We start from the raw sequence: 22,637 nt of genomic DNA, 5'->3' as shown, positions 1-22,637 counted from the left end.
ATAAACCGATATGGGCTAATGGCAGGGGCTAAAGCACTGTGATCGCGCTGCCTGCGCCGACCCGCTGCCACGGCAAACCCAGTACCAAGGCTTGAAGTTGCTCGTTATCGAGTTCGACTTCCGATCCGTGACGGATGCCGGGCCAATGAAACTTGCCTTGGTTCAATCGTCGCGCTGCCAGCCAAATGCCCACACCGTCATGCACCAAGACTTTCATTCGGTTGGCACGGCGATTAGCGAAGAGGTATGCGCAGTGCGGCTTCGCCACACCGAACACCGCGATCACCCTGGCCAGCGCGGTCTCGGTACCGGCGCGCATGTCCATAGGCTCGGTGGCAAGCCAGATGGCATCGATCCGAATCATACCAACAGGTCTCGCAGAAAGGTGGCACAGGCGACAGCGCTTTCGGTCGGCCAGTTCACTTTGACGGTGCCACGCGGGTGCTGGATTTCAACGCAGATACTCGATGAAGCTGCCTGCGAGTGTCCTCCGACTAGCGGCAAGGACACTGGAATGAAAGCAGGTTGCAGCGCCATGGTTTTGTTCGTGAGTACCCTAATCCATTTATGGACGAGGTTCGCGTTAAGGCTGTGCTTCTGCGCGACGCTGGCAATCGATGCGCCGGGCTGGGCGCACTCTTGGACAACTTGGGCTTTGAAGGATCTTGAATAGGAACGGCGTTGTGACTGCATGGAAAGACCCGCTTAAAAGGCTAGAAATGGTGTCCACGTAAATTAGGTGGACACCATCGCCTTTGGCGTCGGGGTCAGGAAGGTGAGTTGGCCGGACGGTTACGAGACACCGAACTGCTGGGCCAGTGACACCAGGTGCTGGTTGTTAAATCGGGTGCATCGCGCCAGCGCCAGCTCACGTTCTCCTGACTCTTTCGGGGAGTAGAGAAGCCGAGCCCTGCCTAGTCACCCACGCATTGCATGTCGTATCTTGTAGCGGCACGGTGCCACCTCCTCACCCCAGTTTTTTCGTGAGTCACGAGCGAGCCATTAGGAGGAGCCGAAAGGAATCATTACATGAAGCTTTGCAGTCTGCGCCTGAGCGGTTTTCAGTCATTTGGCCATGAAGTTACGGAGATCACCTTCGAAGGCGTCACATACCTCTTAGGGCCCAATGGAGCAGGGAAGACGGCGACACTGCAGGCATTGGCACGGATGTTTGGCTTCGAACCAGGCTTGCGTCGCCTCCGTCGAGCAGATTTCCATGTTCCATCAACCGAGCAGGAGGTACCTGCTCAACGCTCGCTCTGGATCGAAGCGGACTTCACGTTCTACGAAACTCTGGATGATGAGGACGACGATACGGTACCGCCTTTCTTCTCGCAGATGACCCTGCAGACGGCAGATGGTGTTCCCCGCATTCGCTATCGCCTGGAAGGCGTTTTGCACCCTGATGGCGAGGTGGAAGAGCGTTTACTCTACGTGACCCGCATGGATGACAATGGGCAGCCCACGACGCTCAAGCCCGTGGCGAAGCGTGAACGAGACGAGATACACGTTCATTACCTACCTGCTCGCCGGGATCCCGCTGATCATATTGCCTTCGGTGCCAGTGCGCTTCTAGGCCGCCTCCTTCGAGCCGTCAACTGGAGCGATGACCGGGACTCAATCAAGCAGCTCACTGAGCAAATCACCGAGTGCTTGTCGGAAAACGAGTCGATCAAGACCTTGAGCTCAAGCCTCAGCGGTGCGTGGCAACGCCTTCACAAAGGCGACTTCTTCGCGAATCCATCCCTCACCTTCGCGAATTCTGAAATTGAGGCCATCCTGCGGCACCTCTCGATTTCCTTTACGCCTGGCCATGGTGAAAGCCACGTGGATTATGCAAGGCTGAGTGACGGCCAAAAGTCGATGTTATACCTCTCGTTGGTGCTGACCTCCCTCAGCATTGGCCGCGAGGTCAGATCAGGGCAGAACACCTCGTTCGATCCCCTCAAGCTGAAACCTGCCGCCTATACGATTCTGGCGGTCGAAGAACCTGAGAACAGCCTGTCTCCCCATTACCTGGGACGTATCGTGAGCGCCCTGAAATCATCCGTGGGTGTGGACGCTCAAGCATTGATCGCCACGCAGGCCCCGTCAATGCTCAGACGAGTTGAGCCTGACCAGATCAGATACCTGCGTCTGAATGCAAAGCGAGAAACGGATGTATCGACCATCATGCTCCCAGATAAGAGCAGCGATGCATACAAGTTCGTCCGAGAAGCAGTCCAGGCATTTCCCGAACTCTATTTCGCACGCCTGGTGGTTCTTGGTGAAGGTGACAGTGAAGAAATCGTGCTGCCTCGCATCCTTCAAGCCAAGGGCGCTCCCGTTGACGAATATGCAGTGGCGATCGCTCCGCTAGGGGGGCGCCATGTCAATCACTTCTGGCGGCTGCTGAACGCGCTAGGTACGCCCCACATTACCCTGCTCGACCTCGACGTGGGTCGCTATCAAGGAGGCTGGGGACGTGTGAACTACGTACGTGACCAACTCAACAATTTTGATCCCGCTCGTAGTATTCCCGAGGAGTGGCCGCGCGTCGCTTGGAATCATCCTGAAAAACCAGTAAGAACTCATAACCGGTATCCCAGTGGTTCGGAGCAAAATATCAGCGTGTTCGAGGCGTTGGAAAATCGAGATGTGTTTTTCTCGGAACCTCTGGATCTGGATTTTGCGATGCTTAAGGCGTTTCCCGATGCCTTTAACGCTGAGCTATCGCCCCCCACACCACACGACCATGTAACTGTTCTCGGCAAAAGCCACTTCAATCCGGATCAGTACGATGATGAGGAGCAGCAACTCTTCGCTGCCTACCACAAGCTATTCAAGCTGAGCAGTAAGCCCGCAGCCCACTTGGATGCCTTGGGCAACCTGACTGACGCAGAGCTGTTAGCTTCTCTGCCGCCGTCCCTCAACCGGTTGGCAGACAGGGTCAAAGCCAAGCTTGAGGAATCGCCCGAGTGATTTCTCATGATCAATGGGTTCCGTCTCCTGGTGTGAGCCTGGAAAAAAATGCATGGAGTGTAGTTCGCGAGCTTGATCGGTCGATCCTGCTCACTGCGGGGCCTGGTGCTGGCAAGACCGAAGTGCTCGCGCAGCGTGCTGATTATCTTCTCCGAACCAATAGCTGCCGGTTCCCCAAGCGAATCCTGGCGGTGTCGTTCAAGACAGATGCCAGCCGTAACCTGCAAGAGAGGATTCAGCTTCGCTGTGGCTGGAGCTTCGCATCGCGATTCGACAGTGTGACATTCCATGGCTTCGCGAAACGGATCATCGATAAATTCCTCCCCGTCCTTGCGGAGGAAGGCTTGAGCCCGGATTACTCTATCGGTACCGAGGCCATCCCGGGCAAGCAGATCACTTTCAAGCAATTGCTGCCCCTCGCCATCAAGATCATTCACCGTAGCGAAGTCGCACGAAACGCAATTCGCAAAACCTATGCGCATGTGTTCCTGGACGAGTTCCAAGACTGCACTGCAGATCAATACGAACTCATCAAGCTGCTCTTTCTTGACACGGGGATCTACCTCACCGCGGTAGGGGATCGTAAGCAAATGATCATGGGGTGGGCCGGAGCGCTGGAGGGTATCTTCAAGACATATGCGACTGAGTTCAATGCCCTTCCCCTCCACCTCTACGCGAACTTTCGATCGAAGCCCAATCTGCTGCGTGTTCAGAATGAAATCATCCGAGAAATTGATCCAGCGGCAGTAACGCCGGCGGAGCTGATCTCGGGCGATGAGGGAGAGATCTTGGCTGCTCATTTCCAGCACTCCTCTCAAGAAGCGAAGGTATTGGCAGACAACATTTGCCATTGGATTGAAGCGGGGGTGCCACCACGTGAAATCGCGGTGCTCATGCCGCGCCAGGTGGATGACTATGGCTCGGCGCTGATGGCGGAGCTCAGCAACCGAGGGATCGCTTCCAGGAACGACAGCGAGTTGCAGGACTTGCTGAAAGAGCCGGCAGCGCGGCTGGTGATCGACTACCTGACCTGCCTTTATGGAAAAGGCCAATCGGATGCATGGGCGCGTCTGATGGACTTGTTCACACCCTACGAAGAAGCCAGTCGTGACCACCTTCATAGGTTGTTTGAAACGACCTACCGCGGCCATGTGCGTCAGGTTAGGGCCGCTAGCAGGACATCCTCCCCGTATGAGGACTGGTGGACACTAACAAGCTGCTTCCTGAGGGACGTAGGATATCCAACTCTGACTGCACTCTCAGGAGACTACGATTCGAAGCCACGGTTGCATGAAGTCGTTCGCGACATCAGAAATCGGGTCGATGCGTTGCTCGCTACCGAGAAGACTATTCCCAGTGCACTCGCTCGGCTTTCTGACGACCAGGCGGTACGTTTTCTTACGATCCACAAGAGTAAAGGGCTTGAGTTTCACACGGTCATCATTCTCGGCGTGGAGACCCAGGCGTTCTGGGGCAAGCTCGCGGAGGAGCGTTGCGTCTATTTCGTGGGTGTCTCACGAGCTAAGGTACGACTACTGATCACAACGGCAGATTATCGGCCCAAACCCAAGAGCGCAGGTAGCTGGACGGAGAACCGCAGCCCGCATGCTGAGTTCGTTTCCCATGTGACAAGGCATCTGACTGGTCGACTACCGCATTCGTAAAACGAGCAAGGATGTACGTCATGGCTATGATGCGCCGCCCTCAACTAAAAGGTGGACTCGGGATGGCGTACTCAGCGGTGTGGCTGACGCAAGGCAGGCGTATTGCTTGGCACTGACCTCCGCCTAGGGCGCGGAGGTAGATGGAAGCGCAGCTCGTTCAGCACCAGTGTCGACCGCAGCCATCCGCCTGTTCTTCGTCAAACTACGACTGTCCAGATATCGGCTTCAGAGGTCAGGCCCCTGCTCAGCGCTTGGACAAATGCTTAGCCTTCGGCCACATAGGCGCTGGAGATTTTCCGCTAGCCCAGCTTTTTGCCAGACTCCTCGGCGTGTAGAACCAGCTAGCTTGGTAGCTTTTGATGTCTGATAAACCTGTGAGAAAAGCCTTGTCCTCGGTAACTACAAGCGCTGGCATTTTTAAGAAACGATAGAGGTCGAAGTCGATGCCATCGTTACATTTTTTTTCATCGTCGGGGTCATACCCGTTTTTTGTCTGCTGCATTCGCGTGAACTGTCTCCAGCAGTACACCAGTTCGAGATGGCTGCGCATTTTATCGGTAAAATCACCCGAGTCGTTTACCTCGAAAGATTTCATAAATCCTTCGCTGATCTGAGGCCCAATTGCTTTCCAACTGAGTAATTGATCCATCCATGTCGCCCAGGCTATTTCTGGATCGCATTCGGAAGTCGACACGTGGGTCTTTTGGAACACATATTTGGGGTAAAAAACCATCACACCGGGGATGTCTACCTGGTCAATCGATCGGAGTGCCTCGCCAATGCTCACAACCATAGCAGCAGGGATCGGGTCAGAGGCATCAATCAATTCCTCATCAAGATGTGCCGGCAGAGCGCGAAGGGTTTGAAGTGTCTTCAACGCTTCCTCGGCCGGCATACCCATTAACCCTTGGAGTAATCCTGATTCATCCAGCGTGCGGAGAATGGCGAGTTGCGCTCGCTTGACCGCTCGGATTGAGTTGACCCCGTCCTGCCAATCTTTGAGCATTGATCGCCATTCATTGCGCTCTGCCTCCAGCACGGCTTCAGCAGAGTCTGGTTGATATCCAGCGCGAGTGCAGTGAAGCAACTCATCCCAAGCTTGTTTGGAGCGCGTACGGCATTCCTCTTCGTTCCATGAAGTTGGATGGCGCTGAATCATACCTTGCACGTCGGTTCGCCCCAGAATGATCGGAAAATCCAGATTCAAGAATCGGGACAACCGCGAGCACATTCGATCGAACTCTCCGACTAGAATCGCTCCTTTACGGCGTTGGTTTATCAGCTCCGCAAAGGTGCCATCGGCAAGCGAAAATGAGTAACCCTGGTTGGACATTTCTTCGAACGTGCAAACCCAATCAGGGCTATCGCTCTCATGGGCAAGCTCGCGTACAGGCGAGGTATCCAGGACGACCATGATCTGTTGGTCGTCGATAATAAGACGAGGTGGGAAGGTAGTGGTCATTAATGCTCCTAGTTGTCTGTCAGCTTTTCCAGTTATGCCCTACTCGTCCCTCAACCACATTGCGTCCAGATCGATGTCGTCAGCAGCGAAATGGCCAGGGACAGCAACTGACTGCGCTGCCGCTCCTGGCTCGCCGTCATCCTCGTCTTCGCTCTGGTCAGTGGAGTCAAAGTACTCTTCATCCATATCATCGAAGTCAAAGTCATTTTCGATTTCATCGTCGGAGTCGAAGTCGATGTCCATAGGCGCTGATTGCTTAAGCTGGAAGATGGGGTGAAGCTGAGCCGCCTCACTGTAAAAGCCAACGCCAGCCTCCAGCAGCGCGGCGAAGCAAGCATCTCCCTGGATGAAATCAAGGTTCTCGTTGGCAAGCCAGCGACGACGCCCCCCTTCATAAGCCAACATCCAATTGTTGCCCACAAGCGCCTGACGGGTCGCCAATGGCCCAAGGTCGGTAAGGTTGAGATCACCGTTCACAAAACCTGAATTGTTCAGATCCAAAGCAATAAGTGAGCAAACTGAACTCTCCATGTGAAGCACCTGCTGTACCAACGCGGCGTCCAGGTGAATCTCAAGCTCCTTACACAGCCATAGCAGCCAGGCCGTTTCACTGTGATGGTTCGCGGCCGATGCTGAGCCGAGGAGGTTTCTGCAAAAGTCGCCCAACGCCACCCTGTTCAACTGATACTGGTGGCGATGGTAGGTCACAAGGATCTGGGTAATCACCTGGAGCGTGTTGGGAAATCCATACCCGCATTTGAGAAGGTATGCTTCCGCGATGGGCCAATTGGATTTTTTGACGATGGTGGACGAAAGCTGCTTCAGGCCATATTTCACCAAGCTCTCATCTTTGAACCGCGCCTCCAGCGAGAACAGCACTTCAAAATAGTGGTGAATGTCATCTTTCTGCTGGCGCCGTTTGGCTGAGACTTTCAGCTTCTTGAGGGTGTATTTCCAAGACTCCTGAACGAGCTCGCGTACCTCAACAATCTTAGTTTTAGATGCATTGATCTGCAGCTCAAACGCGCTGACGCACTTGATGATGACAGCCAGCGCGCGTTCGGCCTCTTCTCTCGTGTTGAAGAAGAAAGTGAAGTCATCAACATAGCGGAAACCTTTGGGCCAACCATCCAGGGCAATTCGAATGGAGTCGTCAATCGCGACGCCGATCATCTCTGCAATGATGTGCGAGGTATCCGGGCCGATCGGCAACCCTATGGTCTGCCCATCCTGCGTGCCCATGCAGCGTTGGTCTAGGATGTTGCCAAAAAAATCGGGGATTCTGTCCCGTCTCGCCTTGGCTGCTGCTTTGGAATGCAACGCCCACGGAATTGTATGGGTGTAGATGGTGGGAAAATAGCTCGAAATATCGGTGACCAGCGCGTAGCGCGCGCCTGCCGAGCGGCGCACGCGCTCCTCGTACAAGTCGGTGAATTTCGTCAGCTCAATCGCTCGCAGCGAGCCTCCTTCTCCAGGGATGCTACGAGATATCTCACTCTTGTTGAAATGCTCTTGGATTTGAGGCCAGTACTGGCATATGTCCTTGGCCAGGCCATAAAAATTGACGGGATTGGGTATGGAGGTAGTCCGCCTGCTGTAAGACGACCTCGCCACCGAAAATCGTTCGGACTGGGAAAGTATGCGCCTTCTCCCGTCCAAGGCTTCATCCCAGGTCGCTTGGACTGCCCTTATGTGTTCTGCCAATTGCTTTGTGCTGAACCCAACCGGGAGCTGGATGGGGAAATACCCTCTAGAAAGCAAGTCCTGAAGTTGCATGGCTATCCCTGGCGATCAGGTGGTGAGTGAAAGCCGCAGTAGTGCTGTCACATCTTCGTTAATGATTTGATAGCTATATGACATGAAAGTCTGGCCAAGGCTACTCACTGCAGTGCTTTACCTTCGTGCGTCCCTGCCATTTATCGGAACCAGGCTCTGCGTACATGAGAGCGAAACAACGCAGCAAGCCAGGTCATATGGGCGTTCCACGGAAGCGCCGGCACCAGCGAACACGGCGCGATCCGACCGGTTGTCTTGCGATAATCGATATATTGAACCAGCCTGCTTGATCCGGTGGTAAGACGTGCAGAGCACGATGCTCCGCAGAGACACATGCTTCCAAGTAAAGGGGGGCTTATGGACTCAGTGGATAGCGACGCCCAGCGCTTGCTCGGCCTGATCGTAGAGGCAGCGCAGCTTGATGCCCGCCAATTTGCCGAGCGGCATGACCTCATGCGCCAGGCCAGCGCCCTGCTCTGGTGGCTGGAGCCCGGTTCCCCTCCCCGCACGATCGCAAATCTGCTCTCCTGCCTCAGCCTGCCGCTTGAGCAATGGCTGGACAGTCGTCTCAGGCAAGGATACGAGGGAGCTCTGCAGTTCGCCGATGAACCCACCATGCTGTGCAGCGCGATCGCGCTGGAGACCAACCCTCGCTTGGGCTGGGAGCGTGTCCAGCAAATCGTGAAGAAGGTTCGCGACCTCTGCCGGACGCGACCCCATGGCGATGATGAATACCGGCTGTTCCGGATGTTTTTGATCGAGCATGGGGTCGTAGACGCTGACAGTAGCCTGGACTTCTTGATTCCGCTTCAAGTCACCTTCAACTCGCTGTACGAACCGATTCCTCAGCATCTGATCCACTCGGGTTGTATCTACCTGTGTCCGGGTTGTGGGTGGCCGATGGAGATTCGCCACCGGGCAGTGTCCTGCGGCGCGCAGTGGTGTGAACAAACCGTCGGAATTTTCCAGTGGATGGCTGACGACCTGGTGAGCGTCAGAACCTCGAAGGTCATCCACCCCGTCACTGCCAAGAACAAGTACAGGCTAGTCCCCCCATTGTGGGCACTTACCTTGATTCCGGGGCTGCTGGAGATGCGCTTGCGCGATGGCATTGCTCGGCTAGGGATTTCTGCTGAGCTGTGGCCCGACGTCGACCAGGCTGACCTGCGCTTCACGGTCAATGATCGAACCTACTCGCTGGATGCCAAGGTTTGGAATTCGCCTCGAAATCTGGGCCTTCACCTGATAGATACCCCATCCACTGGGGCTATCTACATCATTCCTGACTACCAACGGCAGCACTCCGATTCGTTAAATGAGCAGTGCAGCCCTAAGCAGATCAAGTCTGAATCCCAGTGCCTGCATTGGGTGAAAGAGCTATGTCAACGTTAACTGAAAGTGCGACCGCCCTAGCGCTTGGGTTGGCCATCAAGCACATCAGCAAGGAGCCGACCCTCGCTGACGCTGAAGTCTTTCTGGTAGGACGCCCTCATCTGTGGATCGGTTGGGAAAGCGCTTCTGAGGTAGCACGCGAGCAGATAATCACGCTCATCAAGTACCGCCCTGTCGACCTGAACCAGACTGGGCGATTTCTGGACGAGGCGCGGCGGATTATCTTCGGTGCTGGTTCGCCGTTTCGGGCAGCGGGTGCTGATCTCCTAGCTAGCCAAGAAGTCCCGCCACCCCTGACCGAAACCGACGTTTACTGTTTCCAGGAAGGCTTTGACCTGGACGGCCTGATCGAAGAGAAACTCTGCGCTATCAAGGTGGAGTTTTATTATTTGAGAGCAAAGAAAAAGCGGAGGTCTGGGCCCTCCGCGTGAGCCAGTGCTGAAACGGAGTCTTAGGTGCTACCTGCTCCTGTTTTTGCCCTTCTCTTGTCTTGGATCCTGTAATGAAACACGTTGAATTGATACGGGTGAAGGAGAGGGTCGTCCTTCTTTGGCGGCTTTGCCGCCACCTTCTCTTTGCTGGCAAAGAAAACCTTACACTCGGAAAAAATTGAATGGAGGGCACCTGCGGTGGCGATTTGCAGGTACTCGTGCGCCTAGGGTTTGTTGCTCGTCTCGGGGGCTGCTCAGAAGGCTCCCTGCTCTTCAGAAATCGCCCTTTGTTTGATGCTCCTGTCGCCCGCGTTGCCTAAGTGCGGTCAATCTTCATCTGCAGTTCAACTTGCGTAGCCTCCCTACCAGGCACTAGCTGCGTTGAGCATCACTCCTAGCATCGGTTTCCCCTTCATCGGCTGGTTCGGGGCTTTCGCTGAGCGACATGGCTTGCTTGGCTTCTGCAAGCTGCTGGGCCAGCTCTGCTGAAGTCCCTTGAAGCTGGATGACATGGGCATTGGCAGCCTCCGCCTCTCTGCGCGCGAGCGTCAGGTGCTCCTGAAGCATCTCTTTCGCGCCCTCAGCCCGGGCAGCAGCCATGTTTGCGATGCCCAGATCGCCTTCCAGGCGCCTCAGGGAGTCCTGAGTCTGGTGTAAAAGCTTGTTGTTCTGCCTTGCCTCTCCCAGCAATCGTTCGTTGTCACGAATGAGTCGAGACTGCTCATCCTGGCGCACCATCAAGGTTTGTTGGAGTTGCAGCGATTCGTGCTGCAACTGCTGAAGCTGTGTTTCGTGACGACGCTGGTCTTGTTCGCGTTGCTCCTTGATCGCATTGCGATAGTGCTCCATGGCATCACGAGCATGTGCATGCTTCTCCTCCAGTGATCGCACTAGCTCCTCCTTCTCCTGCACACGCAACTCGAAGTCAGCACAGCTCTGGCTGAGGCGAGCATTGCGATTGAGCTCCGTCTGTAACGATGACTGCGACGTCTTCAGCTCCTCGGCCTGACTTACCAGCACGGCGTCGCGGCTTGCGGTCTCTTGCTGAGCCTTCTTGAGCTCATCTTCAAGACCCTCGATCTGCTTATAAAGCGCATCCACGCTCTGTTGATGTGAGATGCGCTCCTCGGCCAACACAGCATTGCTCTCTTCCAGTAGTCGCTCCCGCAGCTGAGCGACAAAGCCGGTGAGTTCATCGCTCAGTCGCGTCGGGTCGGACTGAGGGCGTGGATCTGCAGCCTCCAGCTCCTGCAGATACCGGGAAATCGTGGTTTTGGAGCCGGTATTCCCGAGCTCAACCCGCACGGCGTCGATGCTCGGGTTGAGGCCGCGCGCCAGCAGCGCGCTACGCGCTTTCTGCACAAGAACTTTGTTAATACCACCGCGAGCCATGCCCATCCCCTACAATTTCGTACCGCGTTACATGTCATGTATTTACATCTCATCTTAAGCCATTTCTTGCTCCAGAAAAACAGTACTTAAAAGAGTAAATAATGGAGTGTTATGTGTTCTTAGCGCTCAAAATGCCTCAGAATCGTGTCCAGAGCACGTACGAATGGCAGGAAAAGGCAGATGGACAAGGCGCAGCGGTATCTCACGGCAGGTACACGTGAAAACACCCGCAAAAGCTATCGGGCAGCCATCGAGCATTTCGAGGTGACGTGGGGAGGCTTTCTGCCGGCGACGGCGGAAGGAATCGTTCGCTATCTCGCGGAGTATGCGGACTCGCTGGCGCTCAGTACGCTGCGTCAGCGTTTGGCTGCGCTAGCTCAGTGGCATGTAAGCCAAGGTTTTCCAGATCCAACAAAAGCACCCCAAGTACGCCAGATGCTCAAGGGCATCCGCGTTGTGCACCCCACCAGGCAGAAGCAGGCTGCCCCTCTTCAGCTTCGCCACCTTGAGAAGGCGGTCAATTGGCTGAATAGCAAAGCAGCAGACGCGGTAGAGTCGGGGGACTACCGTGCACTTATGAGATACCGGCGCGACGCAGCCCTGCTACTGATCGGTTTTTGGCGCGGCTTTCGAAGTGATGAGCTGGCTCGCCTTCAGGTCGAAGATACTCAAGCAGAGGCCGGCATAGGCATCACCTTCTATCTGCCCTACACCAAGGCTGATCGCGACCATCAAGGCAGTACTTTTCATACCCCTGCTCTGAAAAAACTGTGTCCAGTGGAGGCGTATATCAACTGGATAAACGTAGCCGGAATGACCAGAGGCCCTGTCTTTCGAAAGCTAGATCGGTGGGGCAACCTTTCCGAGAAAGGGTTTAAATCAACCAGCCTCATTCCGTTGCTTAGGCGTATTTTGGAAGAAGCTGGCATACCTGCTCAGTCCTACAGCAGTCATTCGATGCGACGAGGATTTGCGACATGGGCGTCCGCGAACGGCTGGGATATCAAGGGCCTCATGAGCTATGTCGGCTGGAAAGATATGAAGTCTGCGCTGAGGTATGTCGACGCCAGCAACTCCTTCGGTGGCTTAGCTGCGTTTAGCCCAGGCCGGATCGATCATGATGATCCGGAGAGCTCATCTTAATGAGCTTTGCCTCCGCTGCACGTAGCTCAGCTGTGACGCCAGACCACATCACCACAAGGGTCGATATCTTTTCACGGCTTGCCTGCAGCTCATCCCCCAGTTCCGCAAGCTCGCTTTCGAGCAGGTCGCAGCGTTGCTCAAGGAGCTCTTCCCGGCTGAAAAATGGTTCGATCGGTCTGTCGTTGGCGTGGTCGTGCATGCGCTATGAGTCCTAAATGTGATAGGAGTACAAATGTTCTCCTAGAAGAATAAAGGCGAGCACTGTATATTTCAACAGTGCCCGCTCACCACTGAGCGGTTTGATCGACCGTGCTGGGATGGTGAAAATTGACCCCGCTGGAGTGGCTGTTAACGGGGGAAGTAGGCATCAAATGCTGGAATCCGGGCACCAAAGAAGATTCAGAATCATGCGTGATGATCATCTCGATGCGAGGAAGGCCTCATGGCACTGAAGTCGTCATTTGCTGTGGTGCTGCGTGCGCTGCGCAGCAAGCGGAACATCACCCAGCGTGAATTCGCGGATACAACGAGCAGGACATACCTGTCGAAGCTAGAGAGCGGAAAATCCAGCATCACCTTGGACAAGCTGGAGCAACTGAGCGAACGGCTTGATCTCTCCCCGCTGGCCTTGCTCGCTTTGACGGTTAGTGAGGAGACCGGTGAGCCAGCGGCGGCTTTAGTCGACAAGTTAGGGGTCGAGCTGCGCGAACTGGCCCGTGATGGAGGCGTGCCTGGCCTTAAGGCATTGGTACCCGTCCCCGAGGTAATTACATCTCCAACCAGGATGCAGCACCGACCTTCCAGACCGGCTGCAGGGCAAACAGAGCTTCCCTTCTAGGCTGATGCCTTGAAGATGCCAGGCTACTTTTGTTGACGCTCGTACCGATCAGCTTGGCTGATTCTGAGTGATCAGTTCTACCCCGTTATCCAACAGTTCCCGCAAAAAGCTATCTCTGGGTTGTGTAGCCTGGCTCGCGTAGTGAACGACCGCCGCCGCTATTGCTGCCGCCAAACGTCGTGCTTCAACACGCTTGAACGTTGAGATTTTTTCCATGCTCTCGCGTCCATGGATGAAGGCGCTCCGCAAATCGAACAGCTCGGTATAAAGGCCAGCAGCTGAAGCATCGTCCAGGATCGATGCCACTCGTGCCCCCACTCGCCTGGTGGCCCACCATCCTGGATGGTGAAGATTCCGGGCCCTACGATCGTGATCAGCATGAAGCCCCAGAGCAGCCTCAATCGTCGTCATGTGAGCCATGAACTCATCAATGCCGTCGGATAGAAATGCCCTCACCAAAAAATGCATTATCGGTGGTTTTAGCAGATCGGATCTGAGGGCGGTTTGGAAGCTGTTCCATCGCTCCTGACAAAACTGAGACATCTCGCGCTCCGCAGAAGCTGTCAGTGGGAACTCGATAGGACGCTCTGTTTCAACACACTCTCCATCTTCATTTGTGTAGATATGCGGCTGCCATGCAAGGGTATCTGCGCCAGGAGGCGGCGCAGGCGGGACGAACAAGTCATCGCTCCGGGTGTAAATCCAAGGCACTCGGAAGCCACGCCAATCTACCTCGTTCATAGTTGACCATCGTTCCCAGGGAGCTAGCAGTAGGAAAAACAAAGCTGTCTCAACCGCTTGGGGAAAGCGGCCTTCGTGGGGGTCGATAGCACCATTGTCCCTATCCATGAACCCGAAAAAATCCGGTAATGCGCGCCTCCCGGCGCTTTCCGCGACAGGCCGGCTTTCCTTGACCACAAGCCAGTGAAATTGCGACAGCCGCGCAGCGTCGAGCGAGCGTTCTGGATAGTGCCTGGCGAGCCTGGGCAAATCGAAAAGCGCTTCGAGATCCGCTTTACTGAATCGCTCAAGCTTGATCGGGCCGAATTCGAGGGATGGCAAGTCCTCTGCGTAATCAAGCGGACAAATATGCGTGTAGTCCGCGTGCGTCTGCGTGAAGGCTTTATCGATGGCCTTTGCAGATACCACTACATCGCCGATATTTCCCTGGCCCCCTTGAGTCTGTAAGCACGGGGCGCCAAGAGATCTCAATGCATGATTGAGAGCGAGAGTACGCCCAAGATTACGATCTCCTCCCTCGTACAGATCAGCGCAAACCTGCTCAAGCCGCTTGAATTCAGGCTCTGCAAAAACTCCATTCTGAGAGCTGTGTATGCTCCACAGATCACACATGGCTTGAAAAAGCCTGTCATCAACCTCTGCCATTTCAGTCCTCCATTGACTTCGCGCTTGATGTTATCACTCACCTCTTCAGCGGATTCAAGCTATGTCTAAACAGCCAAGCCATGCGGGCGGCAGCGCGCTCACGGCCTTGGTAGACCCCGGTCTTGGCTCGTTGCTGAATTTAGCTTCGTATTTAGCGAAGCCTCCCTTTTTAAATGCTCAATTTCTCACTGCTCCTCATACGGGCATGCTTAACCACAAACATTAAGTGGCAGCGGAAATGAATCATCACATTGTTATCGTAGGGGGCGGCGCTGGCGGCTTGGAATTGGCAACACGACTCGGCAAGCGGCTGGGGCGCACAGGACGAGCACAAATCACGCTCGTAGACGCCAACCTCACCCACATCTGGAAGCCACTGTTCCACGAGGTTGCGGCAGGCTCACTCAATACCGGGCTCGATGAGCTCAACTACGTGGCGCAGGCACGTTGGAACCATTTCAGTTTCCAGTATGGCCGGATGTCGGCCATCGACCGCAACGCCAAACTGATTACTCTGGAAAGGACGCTTGATGCCGGTGGCAAGGAGATCAGCCCTGAGCGTACGATTGCTTACGACACGTTGGTACTCTCCGTCGGTAGTCAAAGCAATGACTTCAGCACCCCTGGGGTCTACGAGCACTGTGCGTTCCTAGACAGTCGCGGCCAAGCTGAGAAACTGCATCAGACACTGCTGAACCATCACCTAAATGCCCACGCCACCAACAGCGATACGCCGTTGAGCATTGCAGTGGTGGGCGCAGGTACTCCCGGCTGGTGTTTTGATCAGCGCGGTGAGATCCGCGACATCGAGTGCATCAATTTCGCCCTTCTTCAGCAGCCGGTCTGCTGCTTCCTGAAGCCAGTCATTTTGCTTAAGAAGCCATGAACGGATATCCACCTGCGCCTGCATCTTGCCCACTCCTGGACGTTGGTTGTGGCAAAAAGCTAGCAGAGGGTCATACGCCTTGCCAGGCAGTTACTCTGCACGGCGCAGGCTGAAAACGTATCAAAAAATTTGCGTCGACGGGGCGATGCGCAAGAACACCGCTCGCGGTGTTTTTACCAGCTGACCCTGCTGCACCAGTTTCTCCGGTCAGGTAGAATCCTAAGCATGGCATTACGCCACGTATCTTTTTATGCGTCGACCTCATGTCAAATATGAGATTTCGAATTACAAGGATGATCTAATGCAGCTTTGCTTTATATGGGTAAAGAAATTCAAGAATCTAGAAAACTTCGGCATTAGTTTTTCTGATGAATTTGATTTCCAATTTGATATCGCAGGAGGGAATCTTCATCGCATTAATAAAAACCCCATGCCCCACTTATTTGGAGACAATATAGCTAGCATCACTGGTGTGCTAGGCATAAACGGGGCAGGTAAGACTAATCTGCTTGAATTGATATGCCGCATAGTGAACAGCAGCGAGACATTAAGAATTGAGTACTTGGTGATCTACAGGGCGGGCGGGAATTATTATCAGTCAACCAATATAAAGCACCCTATCTCTGCTGACTTCTACATTAGTGGCTCCGTAAGTCGAGATGAGATGGAGGGGATGGATACAGTATTTTTCTCCAACGTATTTGATAAGAATTTTATTGACTTTGGAGATGCCATTGCCGACGTCTCTGTGAACAACAAAAACAACCCTAGAACCCTTGCTAGAAACCGAGAAACAAGACAGTCTGATTTTGTAAATGACATTGAATTTTTCCAATCAAGTGAATTTGAAAGCCTTGGACTGTCAGCCCCACCAAGAATTGAAATAAGAATAGAAAAATTTATCAATCGACATAATCAAGTATCTAGGCAAGATGCCGTTGTTCCGGTATTGAACTACCTGGCCGAGATTCGAAAAAAGAACAGGGATAGAGGAAAGCTTTACCTGGTCAGACAAACCATACAAATGGGGTTCTTGAAAACCTTGCTAGAAAGAGATACCTCAGAGAAGCGGCTTGTCTCTGATATGGTACACATCCTTGAGGAAAGACCAAACATAGCATTCGAAGAACTAATTGCCGAGTTTCGTGAACGCTGCTCACGGCACAATAATACAATCCCGTGGAGCTCCAACCTACTTCTGCATGATGCACTTACGATTTTGCTTGGGCTGGAGAGCTTTTTGAAGGAAAAGCATTTCGATATTGATGAAACTTTAACTGGCCCTAAATACATATTTACCATTGATTTTGACCCTGTCGACTCCTTCTGCTATAGACATCTGGCATGCGTTATTCAGACTCTAAGGTTTGGCTCTATCAGTTGGACTGGCGTAAGCTCAGGTCAAAAGGCATATTTAAATCTGTTTAGCTCGATATGGAATGGTGTAGACAGCTATAGATTTAGGTCGGAGAAAAAACGTACTACTTTGATCTGCATTGATGAGGGCGATCTCTATCTTCATCCGGAATGGCAGCTGGAGTTTGTAGAAAGACTCATAAAATGCCTCCCTAAACTTTCCGAAGGAACGGTGCAAGTCGTTTTCACGACTCACTCCCCCATCCTTATCAGTGACCTGCCTCATCAGTGCGTGGTTGTTTTAAATAAGGATCCAGAAGGTTCCGCCGACTTAAGTAATCGGGATGCGCAAAGACACAAAACCTTTGCAGCGAACCTTTATGATATATACCAATATTCATTCGGCCTTAATCATAAAAGAAGTGGCAACCTGTCATCTAGTTATCTTAGGGAAGTATTTAAACTGCTCGACAAAAAGACATTGAGCCAGCAGGATACCGAAAGTCTCAGTCTTGCGCTGTCAGTTATTGATGATGATGTCGTTAAGTTCCATATTCACAAGCGGATAGTTTCAGAATGATTAGCATTCACACCCATTTGTCGACCCAGTACCCTGATGTCACCAAGCTTCTTGATGATGTTGTCGAGGAAATGTGGAGTGACCTGAATCCAATCAATAGATTCGGACACCCGAACCAGTATGCTATCACTTCAAAAGCCGGCAGACTGAGAGAACTGGTTTCAGGTCAAGAGCACTTGGATAAGGTTGGCAACGATGCGATGGTAAGACAATTGAAGTATGTGGGGCTTCTAGAGAATCCCGTTTATCTCAAGCATATTATTACCGCAAAGCCGACTCAGCTGAAGCCAATAATTGCGACAGCCCAATCCATCCTGCTTGAAGAAGATCTATATATAATGCAGAAAGGAAGAGCCAAGTCGCAGCCGTTCGGGGAATTATTGCTCAAAAAATTATTTAATTACACATCTTATCGCAGCAGCGATCATTGCTATAGGCGCTACCAGAAGCTTCTTTTTGAGCAGGCAACATGCCCATATTGTAACTACGAGCCAGCAAAAATCATCGCAGTCGAAAAGACAGCGACGGAAAGAAAGGTCATGATGCTTTATGATATTGATCACTTCTATTCGAAGCACGCCTTTCCCTATTTGGCACTGTCATTCTACAACCATATTCCCTCCTGCGAAAAATGCAACCAGACGTTCAAAGAGAGCAAATTATTTGATATTGATACTCACATACACCCCTATCAACAGTGCTTTGACTCTATCTATAAATTCGAGTTGAATCATTCGGTACTTGCCAGTGAACCAATCGAAAAGGTTAAGCTTGTTAATAATGGTACTTTTCCAGATCAGCTGGCCACTAGCCTAGGCCTGGAAGAGCGGTACAATGGCGGCACTAGGCTCGCTCGCTCGGCTGAGCTAGTCGACATACTCAGCAAACGTACTCATTTGCTTGCTGATCCTTCATGTGCGCCCAAAGAATTTGAAGCACTAGTTGCTTTAATAAAGGCCTTTGGCGTGGTGAAGAAAAAAGAAGAAATTCTATCTCTGCCTTACGGAAAATATAATAGGGATATTGTAAAGATGTTTGACATTAATAATGCATTGAACATCACCTAGCATCGAATGGTGTGACAGGCAGGGGCTGGCCATCTCGTTTTCAAACCCGACAAGACCACCATCCCCTTCACCCTATTACGACCCTGTAGCATCTCAAAATCAGGTTTCTGAGCAACATCATTGCAGTGTCGGAGATGGCATACCCATCGTCCTCAGTTGGTAATCAGATACGGCCTGAAAAAGGGCCTCAGCTTCAGTCCGCAAGCGCTCGATCTCCTCTGCTGGAAGTTCGGCTGCCATGGCCTCGTGATATCGCCTAAGGGCATCCACAGCTTGCTGAGATAGCGGTTGGCTGTCCACGTAGATCTTTAGAAAGTCTCGTTTCATGATCCGCTCCAGCTCTCTACTCCTGGTGCCTGAACGGCGCCGACAGCCAAGTCTGCGGTTCGCCCGTCCAGGCCAATTTCAGGTTAGGCCATTTGGCTTCGTTTGTTGAAAACGACCGTACGCTTGGCCTCATACCTCACAACCCCTACGAACCCACGACGCTTTAGGGCCTCGACCAGCCGTCTTACGTCTGAGGACGGCGGAAGGTGTGCACGCTTCTTCCCAACGAGTTCGGCATGTTCCTCTCCCAGCAGAGGGAGCACCGGTGCCACGTCAGTCCAAGCACAATTCATCTGCAACGCCTGGATGACCATGTCTGTCCGCTGCGAAGGGCTCAACGAGACATCCGAAAGACAATTCCGGATCACAGGCAGGTAGCTGCCCGGGAATGTGGCTTGCTCCCTGTTTGCGCGGACGCAAGCGTTGGCCAGCTCTACAACCGAGCCCTCCCAACTGCTGAACATCTCTGCGGTGATGCCCTGCCACATCGTCATGGTATCGACCAATGACGCAACACCTGAACGGCTGAGGGCTGTAACCAAGCCAACTGGTAAGCTAGACAGGCTGAGAGTGTCACGTGCGTCCCGCCAATGGTAGGCAATGTAACGTGCCTCCAGGGAGAAATCATACTGGGCTAGAAGCTGCCTGATTTCTGAGCTGTATGGGACGAAGGAGGCGTTGGAGAAACAGGGCCACCGGCTCGTCGGGATGTTGCTCTTCAACAGCACGGAAGGCGCCAGGACGATCGACGAGAAAAGGGTCGTCAGGGTGTCATTGGTGAGCTGCTCTTGCTGGATGATGAACGTTTGCAATTCCTCATCGCCGTCGCCTGCCCAAAGTTCTTTGGCCAGGCTTGCTGAATGGCGTGTGACAAAATCTAGGAAACTTGGAACAGCAGACTGACCAAGATCTGGCCGTTCTACCTCGGACGATGAGGCGTCTCCGGTGCTGGTGATGACGCGGTTGAACAATGTCCAAACCGCATCCCCGAGGTTGCACAGTCGCGCAGACTTCAGAGCCGGCAACCAAAGTGCATGAGGAAGCTTTTCAAGATCCGTGATCAGGCAGTCGGTGTGTTTGAAGAGCGCTAGCTGAAGCGTCTCCATGTCTTTGGTACCGTCCACCAATGCAAACAGATTAAGCAGTGAGCTCTCCGTTTCAGGTAGGGTTCCCTCCTGACTCAGCAACTCATACACGTACTCGGAGGCTGATTGCCCGATGAGTTGATTGAAGCCCACGAGCTCTAACTGGGTAAGCTGATGATGCGAAACCATGACTGGTTTGGTGCCAGGTTCCAGGGGGCTGCATAGCAGTACCAACATCCGCAATGTAGGCGCCAGACACCCCCACTCCACCAGCGCTCTGAGCTCGTCAACGGTGCATGTTTCGCTGACATTCCAGAACTGCGCGGGCCTTTGTCTGAGCCAAGCCCATCCCATCTGGTTTGAGGCCAATCCGGGAATCAGCTTCGAAACATCACGCAGATCGTTGATGACATTGAAGAGCGTGTCGCTGCGCCCTTCAAGCTGTTTGACCTGGTCGGCCATCAAACTGTCCAACACCATGATCACCAAGTCTTCGCGCACCAGGTTCGCCTTGTCGTAGGCGACGAGATCATTGATAACGTTGGGATGATGTTTGAACAATGCCTTGAAGAGCCCAGGCTTCGCGTCATCGGGCAGCAGTTCGACCACCTCTGCAAGGCGCGCCAAGTGCTGAAAGCTGCTCTTGATGATTACTGACAGCTTTTCTTCCCTAGCGTGGACATCATCGTGCCGGGGGCGAACGAGCTCCGCCATTAAGTGCACCAACAGCCCTTTGCCCTTGTCGATCGAGTCGAAATCCAGCTTGCTCACTACGCGCTCGGGATTCCGGATGGGCGTACCAACATCAAGCATTTCGCCCCGGGCAAGGGCCATGGTGAGCATTTTGTCCGACTGGGTCAGCGAGCCCTCGTAGAAGAAGCCGAGGTAGTCAGTGTAATCGGTGTCCAGGTTGCCTCGGCGCAGCAGGAAGGTGATCAACTCATAGCCTTGGAGGATGGAGCCAAATGACTCTCCATAGGCATTGCTGCAGGCGGCCCGGAAAGGCATGGTCTTGAGCCCGGTGATTTTTGCTTGGATGAGGCTCATTTCGTCATCAATCTCTTCGAGTGATACCTCAAGGCCTTTGACACGCTCAGGATATGACAGCTCCTGCAGCACCGACTTGATGTTCAGGGGCTCACCCCTCTGATGTCCGTACGACCTAGAGTTCACCGATGGATAGACGCTTCTATGGCTGACAACGCGCTCAAACACACCATCTACGACAAACTCCATCAATGAAATTTCTGATCGATCTTCCAGCCAGAGGTAATTGGCGTGCTGGAGGTTGCCTTTCCGAATGAACTCAAACCAGACGCAGGCACGAAGACTCGCAATGTCACTGGCGACTTCCGCGTCTCGTTCCTCTCGGCGTTGTTTTAACTCAGCGATGGCAGCCTGGTGACGCCGGATCTCAGATTTGACCCAAGCGGGATAGCCTTCAATGATTTGATAGACCACACCTTTGCGCTTGAGTAGATCCGAATAGACATTTGGATGGAGATTCCTCAACGCCACCATCGCAAAGAGCTTGTTCGGATCAAGCGGCAACCCGTCATTCGCGAGAATGTTCGCGTAAATGTCGAACTCGTTCACGATGTTCTTGATCAGCCGCATCTCGTCGATGTGATACCCCACGGTCTCGATCAATTTGGGCGTGAGGCCTGCATTCAGCGGCTGACCACCCATATGTCGCTGGCCCAGCAGCTCGACCAGTTTTTCACGGGAGTTTTCCGAGTTCACCACAGGGATGATAGGAATGATCAGGTCGAAAAATTTCGTCTTGTCTGTGACGGTAAACATCTCATCCCGCAGCGCATAGATGAAATGGATAGGACGCTTGACCTGGGGGGACTGGCGGATGATGAAGTTGATCTCGCGCAGCCTGAAGAAGATCTCCTGGATGTCGAACCTGTCCAGATCCTCGATCACCACGACATCGATGTCGCTGCGCTCGAAGCAGTAGATGATCTCGTCGATGTTCTTGTGTAGTACCGAACCATGATGAGTTGCCTCAAGCTTACCCCCCTTCAGCGTCAGGCCATCGACGCTGAAGAGTGAGAGAAGCTTCAAGCCTGAATACAGGGCCCATACACAGCCTGCCACTACGATACCAAGGGCGGCAATTTCGGGCAGCCACATCAGTCCTTTCAATGCCCAATCCTTAGCTACCTCGGAGAGGGTCTGCAGCTTCGGTACCGCCAGGCGCAGTGCGGCGATACCGATCACTGCAACGCACAGGGTGCGCCAACAAATGCGCAGCGTTGACGCATGAGAAATGCGCTTGAGCCGTGTCTTGGGTAGTTGCTTTGCTTGTACCGCGTAAAGGAGCTGCTGGACGATCGTCTCTTCGATCCGATTGATCAGGTCGTCACTGGCTGTCGTATCGGAACCGCCTGCAACCGGTGCCGGCGATGCTAATTCGGGAGCTGTAGAGTCAGACGCCTCATCAAGTGGCTTCACCGAAACAGCTGTAGGCGCGTTCGCCTTGGTGAACGTGGCCAACGATACGAAAGTGTGTTTGAAGCTGCGATGGTGTTCGAAAAACGTCTTCAGGACGCTGCTCTTCCCTGCCCCATAGCCGCCAGTGATTGCGATGTTGAGCACTTCATCGTTCTGTAGCGCTCGCAAAAGTTCGCGCTCATACCGTGCCGCTCTGTCGTCTTTCACTAGCACCGGCGTCAATGGCTCGAAAAATAGTCCATCCTCACTACGCCAAGCCGTGAACGATCGCCGGGTTGCCCGTCCACCGGCGACAAGCGCCCACCAACAGCGGCTGGCGCCGCGTACGATTTTCCCTAGCATGTCCTGATCCTGGTTCCTGGCCTGCCGTACAGCCTTGCCGCACTTGCCTTCATATTCGTGCCGGCGTAGCCACAATGTGACCGCCG

At 53.5% G+C, this 22,637-nt stretch carries 17 protein-coding genes and 1 pseudogene; 9 read left to right on the top strand and 9 right to left on the bottom strand.

Going from position 1 to position 22,637, the window contains the following annotated elements; translation table 11 throughout:
- Positions 1-28 precede the first annotated feature (28 nt).
- Both tnpB and tnpA read right to left on the bottom strand, forming a co-directional pair.
- Positions 29-364, bottom strand: coding sequence for an IS66 family insertion sequence element accessory protein TnpB (gene tnpB / locus AACG97_RS13975; RefSeq protein WP_009684097.1), 336 nt, complete (start codon positions 362-364; stop codon positions 29-31).
- On the bottom strand, positions 361-693 hold the full coding sequence (gene tnpA / locus AACG97_RS28045) for an IS66-like element accessory protein TnpA (RefSeq protein WP_154211754.1): 333 nt from the start codon (positions 691-693) through the stop codon (positions 361-363). The genes tnpB and tnpA overlap by 4 nt, the downstream gene beginning before the upstream one ends.
- A gap of 336 nt (positions 694-1,029) precedes the next feature.
- Between tnpA and AACG97_RS13970 the strand changes: the two genes are divergently transcribed.
- Both AACG97_RS13970 and AACG97_RS13965 read left to right on the top strand, forming a co-directional pair.
- Positions 1,030-2,961 (top strand): ATP-dependent nuclease, encoded by a 1,932-nt coding sequence (locus AACG97_RS13970; protein ID WP_049275686.1) that lies wholly within the window; start codon positions 1,030-1,032, stop codon positions 2,959-2,961.
- Positions 2,958-4,625 (top strand): UvrD-helicase domain-containing protein, encoded by a 1,668-nt coding sequence (locus tag AACG97_RS13965; RefSeq protein ID WP_110606490.1) that lies wholly within the window; start codon positions 2,958-2,960, stop codon positions 4,623-4,625. The genes AACG97_RS13970 and AACG97_RS13965 overlap by 4 nt, the downstream gene beginning before the upstream one ends.
- Positions 4,626-4,869: 244 nt before the next feature.
- Here AACG97_RS13965 and AACG97_RS13960 read toward each other — a convergent pair whose 3' ends face one another.
- Both AACG97_RS13960 and AACG97_RS13955 read right to left on the bottom strand, forming a co-directional pair.
- Positions 4,870-6,087, bottom strand: coding sequence for a hypothetical protein (locus tag AACG97_RS13960; protein WP_232555075.1), 1,218 nt, complete (start codon positions 6,085-6,087; stop codon positions 4,870-4,872).
- A 39-nt stretch (positions 6,088-6,126) separates the two neighbouring features.
- Complete coding sequence (locus tag AACG97_RS13955; protein ID WP_049275683.1) at positions 6,127-7,863, bottom strand: RNA-directed DNA polymerase; 1,737 nt, start codon at positions 7,861-7,863, stop codon at positions 6,127-6,129.
- A gap of 357 nt (positions 7,864-8,220) precedes the next feature.
- On the opposite strand from AACG97_RS13955, the gene AACG97_RS13950 reads away from it, so the two are divergent.
- A complete protein-coding gene (locus AACG97_RS13950; RefSeq protein ID WP_049275682.1) occupies positions 8,221-9,255 on the top strand; it encodes a restriction endonuclease-related protein in 1,035 nt (344 codons plus the stop codon).
- The gene (locus AACG97_RS13945) at positions 9,243-9,686 is read left to right on the top strand and encodes a hypothetical protein (RefSeq protein WP_049275681.1); all 444 of its coding nucleotides are present in this window, start codon (positions 9,243-9,245) and stop codon (positions 9,684-9,686) included. Before AACG97_RS13950 ends, AACG97_RS13945 begins: the two co-directional genes overlap by 13 nt.
- A 372-nt stretch (positions 9,687-10,058) precedes the next feature.
- Here AACG97_RS13945 and AACG97_RS13940 read toward each other — a convergent pair whose 3' ends face one another.
- Positions 10,059-11,078 carry a DNA-binding protein gene (locus AACG97_RS13940; protein WP_049275715.1) on the bottom strand — a complete coding sequence of 340 codons (1,020 nt, stop codon included), beginning with the start codon at positions 11,076-11,078 and terminating at the stop codon, positions 10,059-10,061.
- A gap of 180 nt (positions 11,079-11,258) precedes the next feature.
- Here AACG97_RS13940 and AACG97_RS13935 point away from each other — a divergent pair, with 180 nt between their 5' ends.
- Entirely contained in the window at positions 11,259-12,221 is a 963-nt protein-coding gene (locus AACG97_RS13935) for a tyrosine-type recombinase/integrase (protein WP_154211755.1), read from the top strand.
- On the opposite strand, the gene AACG97_RS13930 is transcribed toward AACG97_RS13935, so the two are convergent.
- The gene (locus AACG97_RS13930; protein WP_076384769.1) at positions 12,175-12,420 is read right to left on the bottom strand and encodes a hypothetical protein; all 246 of its coding nucleotides are present in this window, start codon (positions 12,418-12,420) and stop codon (positions 12,175-12,177) included. The two genes, AACG97_RS13935 and AACG97_RS13930, sit on opposite strands and share 47 nt — an antisense overlap.
- Positions 12,421-12,663: 243 nt before the next feature.
- Here AACG97_RS13930 and AACG97_RS13925 point away from each other — a divergent pair, with 243 nt between their 5' ends.
- Positions 12,664-13,059, top strand: a complete 396-nt coding sequence (locus AACG97_RS13925; protein ID WP_049275679.1) for a helix-turn-helix domain-containing protein — start codon at positions 12,664-12,666, stop codon at positions 13,057-13,059.
- Between the two features lie 48 nt (positions 13,060-13,107).
- On the opposite strand, the gene AACG97_RS13920 is transcribed toward AACG97_RS13925, so the two are convergent.
- The gene (locus AACG97_RS13920) at positions 13,108-14,445 is read right to left on the bottom strand and encodes a hypothetical protein (protein WP_154211756.1); all 1,338 of its coding nucleotides are present in this window, start codon (positions 14,443-14,445) and stop codon (positions 13,108-13,110) included.
- A 238-nt stretch (positions 14,446-14,683) separates the two neighbouring features.
- On the opposite strand from AACG97_RS13920, the pseudogene AACG97_RS13915 reads away from it, so the two are divergent.
- From AACG97_RS13915 to AACG97_RS13905, 3 genes and pseudogenes are all read left to right on the top strand, one after another.
- Positions 14,684-15,217: pseudogene (locus tag AACG97_RS13915) on the top strand (NAD(P)/FAD-dependent oxidoreductase); the annotation flags it as partial.
- Between the two features lie 415 nt (positions 15,218-15,632).
- A complete protein-coding gene (locus AACG97_RS13910) occupies positions 15,633-17,267 on the top strand; it encodes an AAA family ATPase (protein ID WP_166524983.1) in 1,635 nt (544 codons plus the stop codon).
- Positions 17,264-18,334, top strand: coding sequence for a hypothetical protein (locus AACG97_RS13905; RefSeq protein ID WP_049275676.1), 1,071 nt, complete (start codon positions 17,264-17,266; stop codon positions 18,332-18,334). The genes AACG97_RS13910 and AACG97_RS13905 overlap by 4 nt, the downstream gene beginning before the upstream one ends.
- Positions 18,335-18,451: 117 nt before the next feature.
- On the opposite strand, the gene AACG97_RS13900 is transcribed toward AACG97_RS13905, so the two are convergent.
- Both AACG97_RS13900 and AACG97_RS13895 read right to left on the bottom strand, forming a co-directional pair.
- Positions 18,452-18,661 (bottom strand): hypothetical protein, encoded by a 210-nt coding sequence (locus AACG97_RS13900; RefSeq protein ID WP_080983701.1) that lies wholly within the window; start codon positions 18,659-18,661, stop codon positions 18,452-18,454.
- Positions 18,662-18,744: 83 nt separating this feature from the next.
- Positions 18,745-22,551, bottom strand: a complete 3,807-nt coding sequence (locus tag AACG97_RS13895; RefSeq protein ID WP_049275674.1) for a YobI family P-loop NTPase — start codon at positions 22,549-22,551, stop codon at positions 18,745-18,747.
- Between the last annotated feature and the right edge of the window lie 86 nt (positions 22,552-22,637).

Origin of the sequence: Pseudomonas sp. Nvir (genome assembly GCF_963778085.1) — a bacterium.
Lineage (GTDB): Bacteria > Pseudomonadota > Gammaproteobacteria > Pseudomonadales > Pseudomonadaceae > Aquipseudomonas > Aquipseudomonas juntendi.
The sequence above is the reverse complement of the archived record's forward strand: the minus strand, read 5'-3'. Positions and strand labels throughout refer to the sequence as shown.

What these genes read in the sequence shown, in the direction of transcription:
- AACG97_RS13900 (WP_080983701.1), bottom strand. Translation starts at nt 18,661, where the DNA reads ATGAAACGAGACTTTCTAAAGATCTACGTGGACAGCCAACCGCTATCT.
- AACG97_RS13955 (WP_049275683.1), bottom strand. Translation starts at nt 7,863, where the DNA reads ATGCAACTTCAGGACTTGCTTTCTAGAGGGTATTTCCCCATCCAGCTC.
- AACG97_RS13960 (WP_232555075.1), bottom strand. Translation starts at nt 6,087, where the DNA reads ATGACCACTACCTTCCCACCTCGTCTTATTATCGACGACCAACAGATC.
- AACG97_RS13910 (WP_166524983.1), top strand. Translation starts at nt 15,633, where the DNA reads ATGCAGCTTTGCTTTATATGGGTAAAGAAATTCAAGAATCTAGAAAAC.
- AACG97_RS13940 (WP_049275715.1), bottom strand. Translation starts at nt 11,078, where the DNA reads ATGGCTCGCGGTGGTATTAACAAAGTTCTTGTGCAGAAAGCGCGTAGC.
- tnpA (WP_154211754.1), bottom strand. Translation starts at nt 693, where the DNA reads ATGCAGTCACAACGCCGTTCCTATTCAAGATCCTTCAAAGCCCAAGTT.
- AACG97_RS13895 (WP_049275674.1), bottom strand. Translation starts at nt 22,551, where the DNA reads ATGCTAGGGAAAATCGTACGCGGCGCCAGCCGCTGTTGGTGGGCGCTT.
- tnpB (WP_009684097.1), bottom strand. Translation starts at nt 364, where the DNA reads ATGATTCGGATCGATGCCATCTGGCTTGCCACCGAGCCTATGGACATG.
- AACG97_RS13945 (WP_049275681.1), top strand. Translation starts at nt 9,243, where the DNA reads ATGTCAACGTTAACTGAAAGTGCGACCGCCCTAGCGCTTGGGTTGGCC.
- AACG97_RS13920 (WP_154211756.1), bottom strand. Translation starts at nt 14,445, where the DNA reads ATGGCAGAGGTTGATGACAGGCTTTTTCAAGCCATGTGTGATCTGTGG.
- AACG97_RS13905 (WP_049275676.1), top strand. Translation starts at nt 17,264, where the DNA reads ATGATTAGCATTCACACCCATTTGTCGACCCAGTACCCTGATGTCACC.
- AACG97_RS13925 (WP_049275679.1), top strand. Translation starts at nt 12,664, where the DNA reads ATGGCACTGAAGTCGTCATTTGCTGTGGTGCTGCGTGCGCTGCGCAGC.
- AACG97_RS13930 (WP_076384769.1), bottom strand. Translation starts at nt 12,420, where the DNA reads ATGCACGACCACGCCAACGACAGACCGATCGAACCATTTTTCAGCCGG.
- AACG97_RS13950 (WP_049275682.1), top strand. Translation starts at nt 8,221, where the DNA reads ATGGACTCAGTGGATAGCGACGCCCAGCGCTTGCTCGGCCTGATCGTA.
- AACG97_RS13935 (WP_154211755.1), top strand. Translation starts at nt 11,259, where the DNA reads ATGGACAAGGCGCAGCGGTATCTCACGGCAGGTACACGTGAAAACACC.
- AACG97_RS13970 (WP_049275686.1), top strand. Translation starts at nt 1,030, where the DNA reads ATGAAGCTTTGCAGTCTGCGCCTGAGCGGTTTTCAGTCATTTGGCCAT.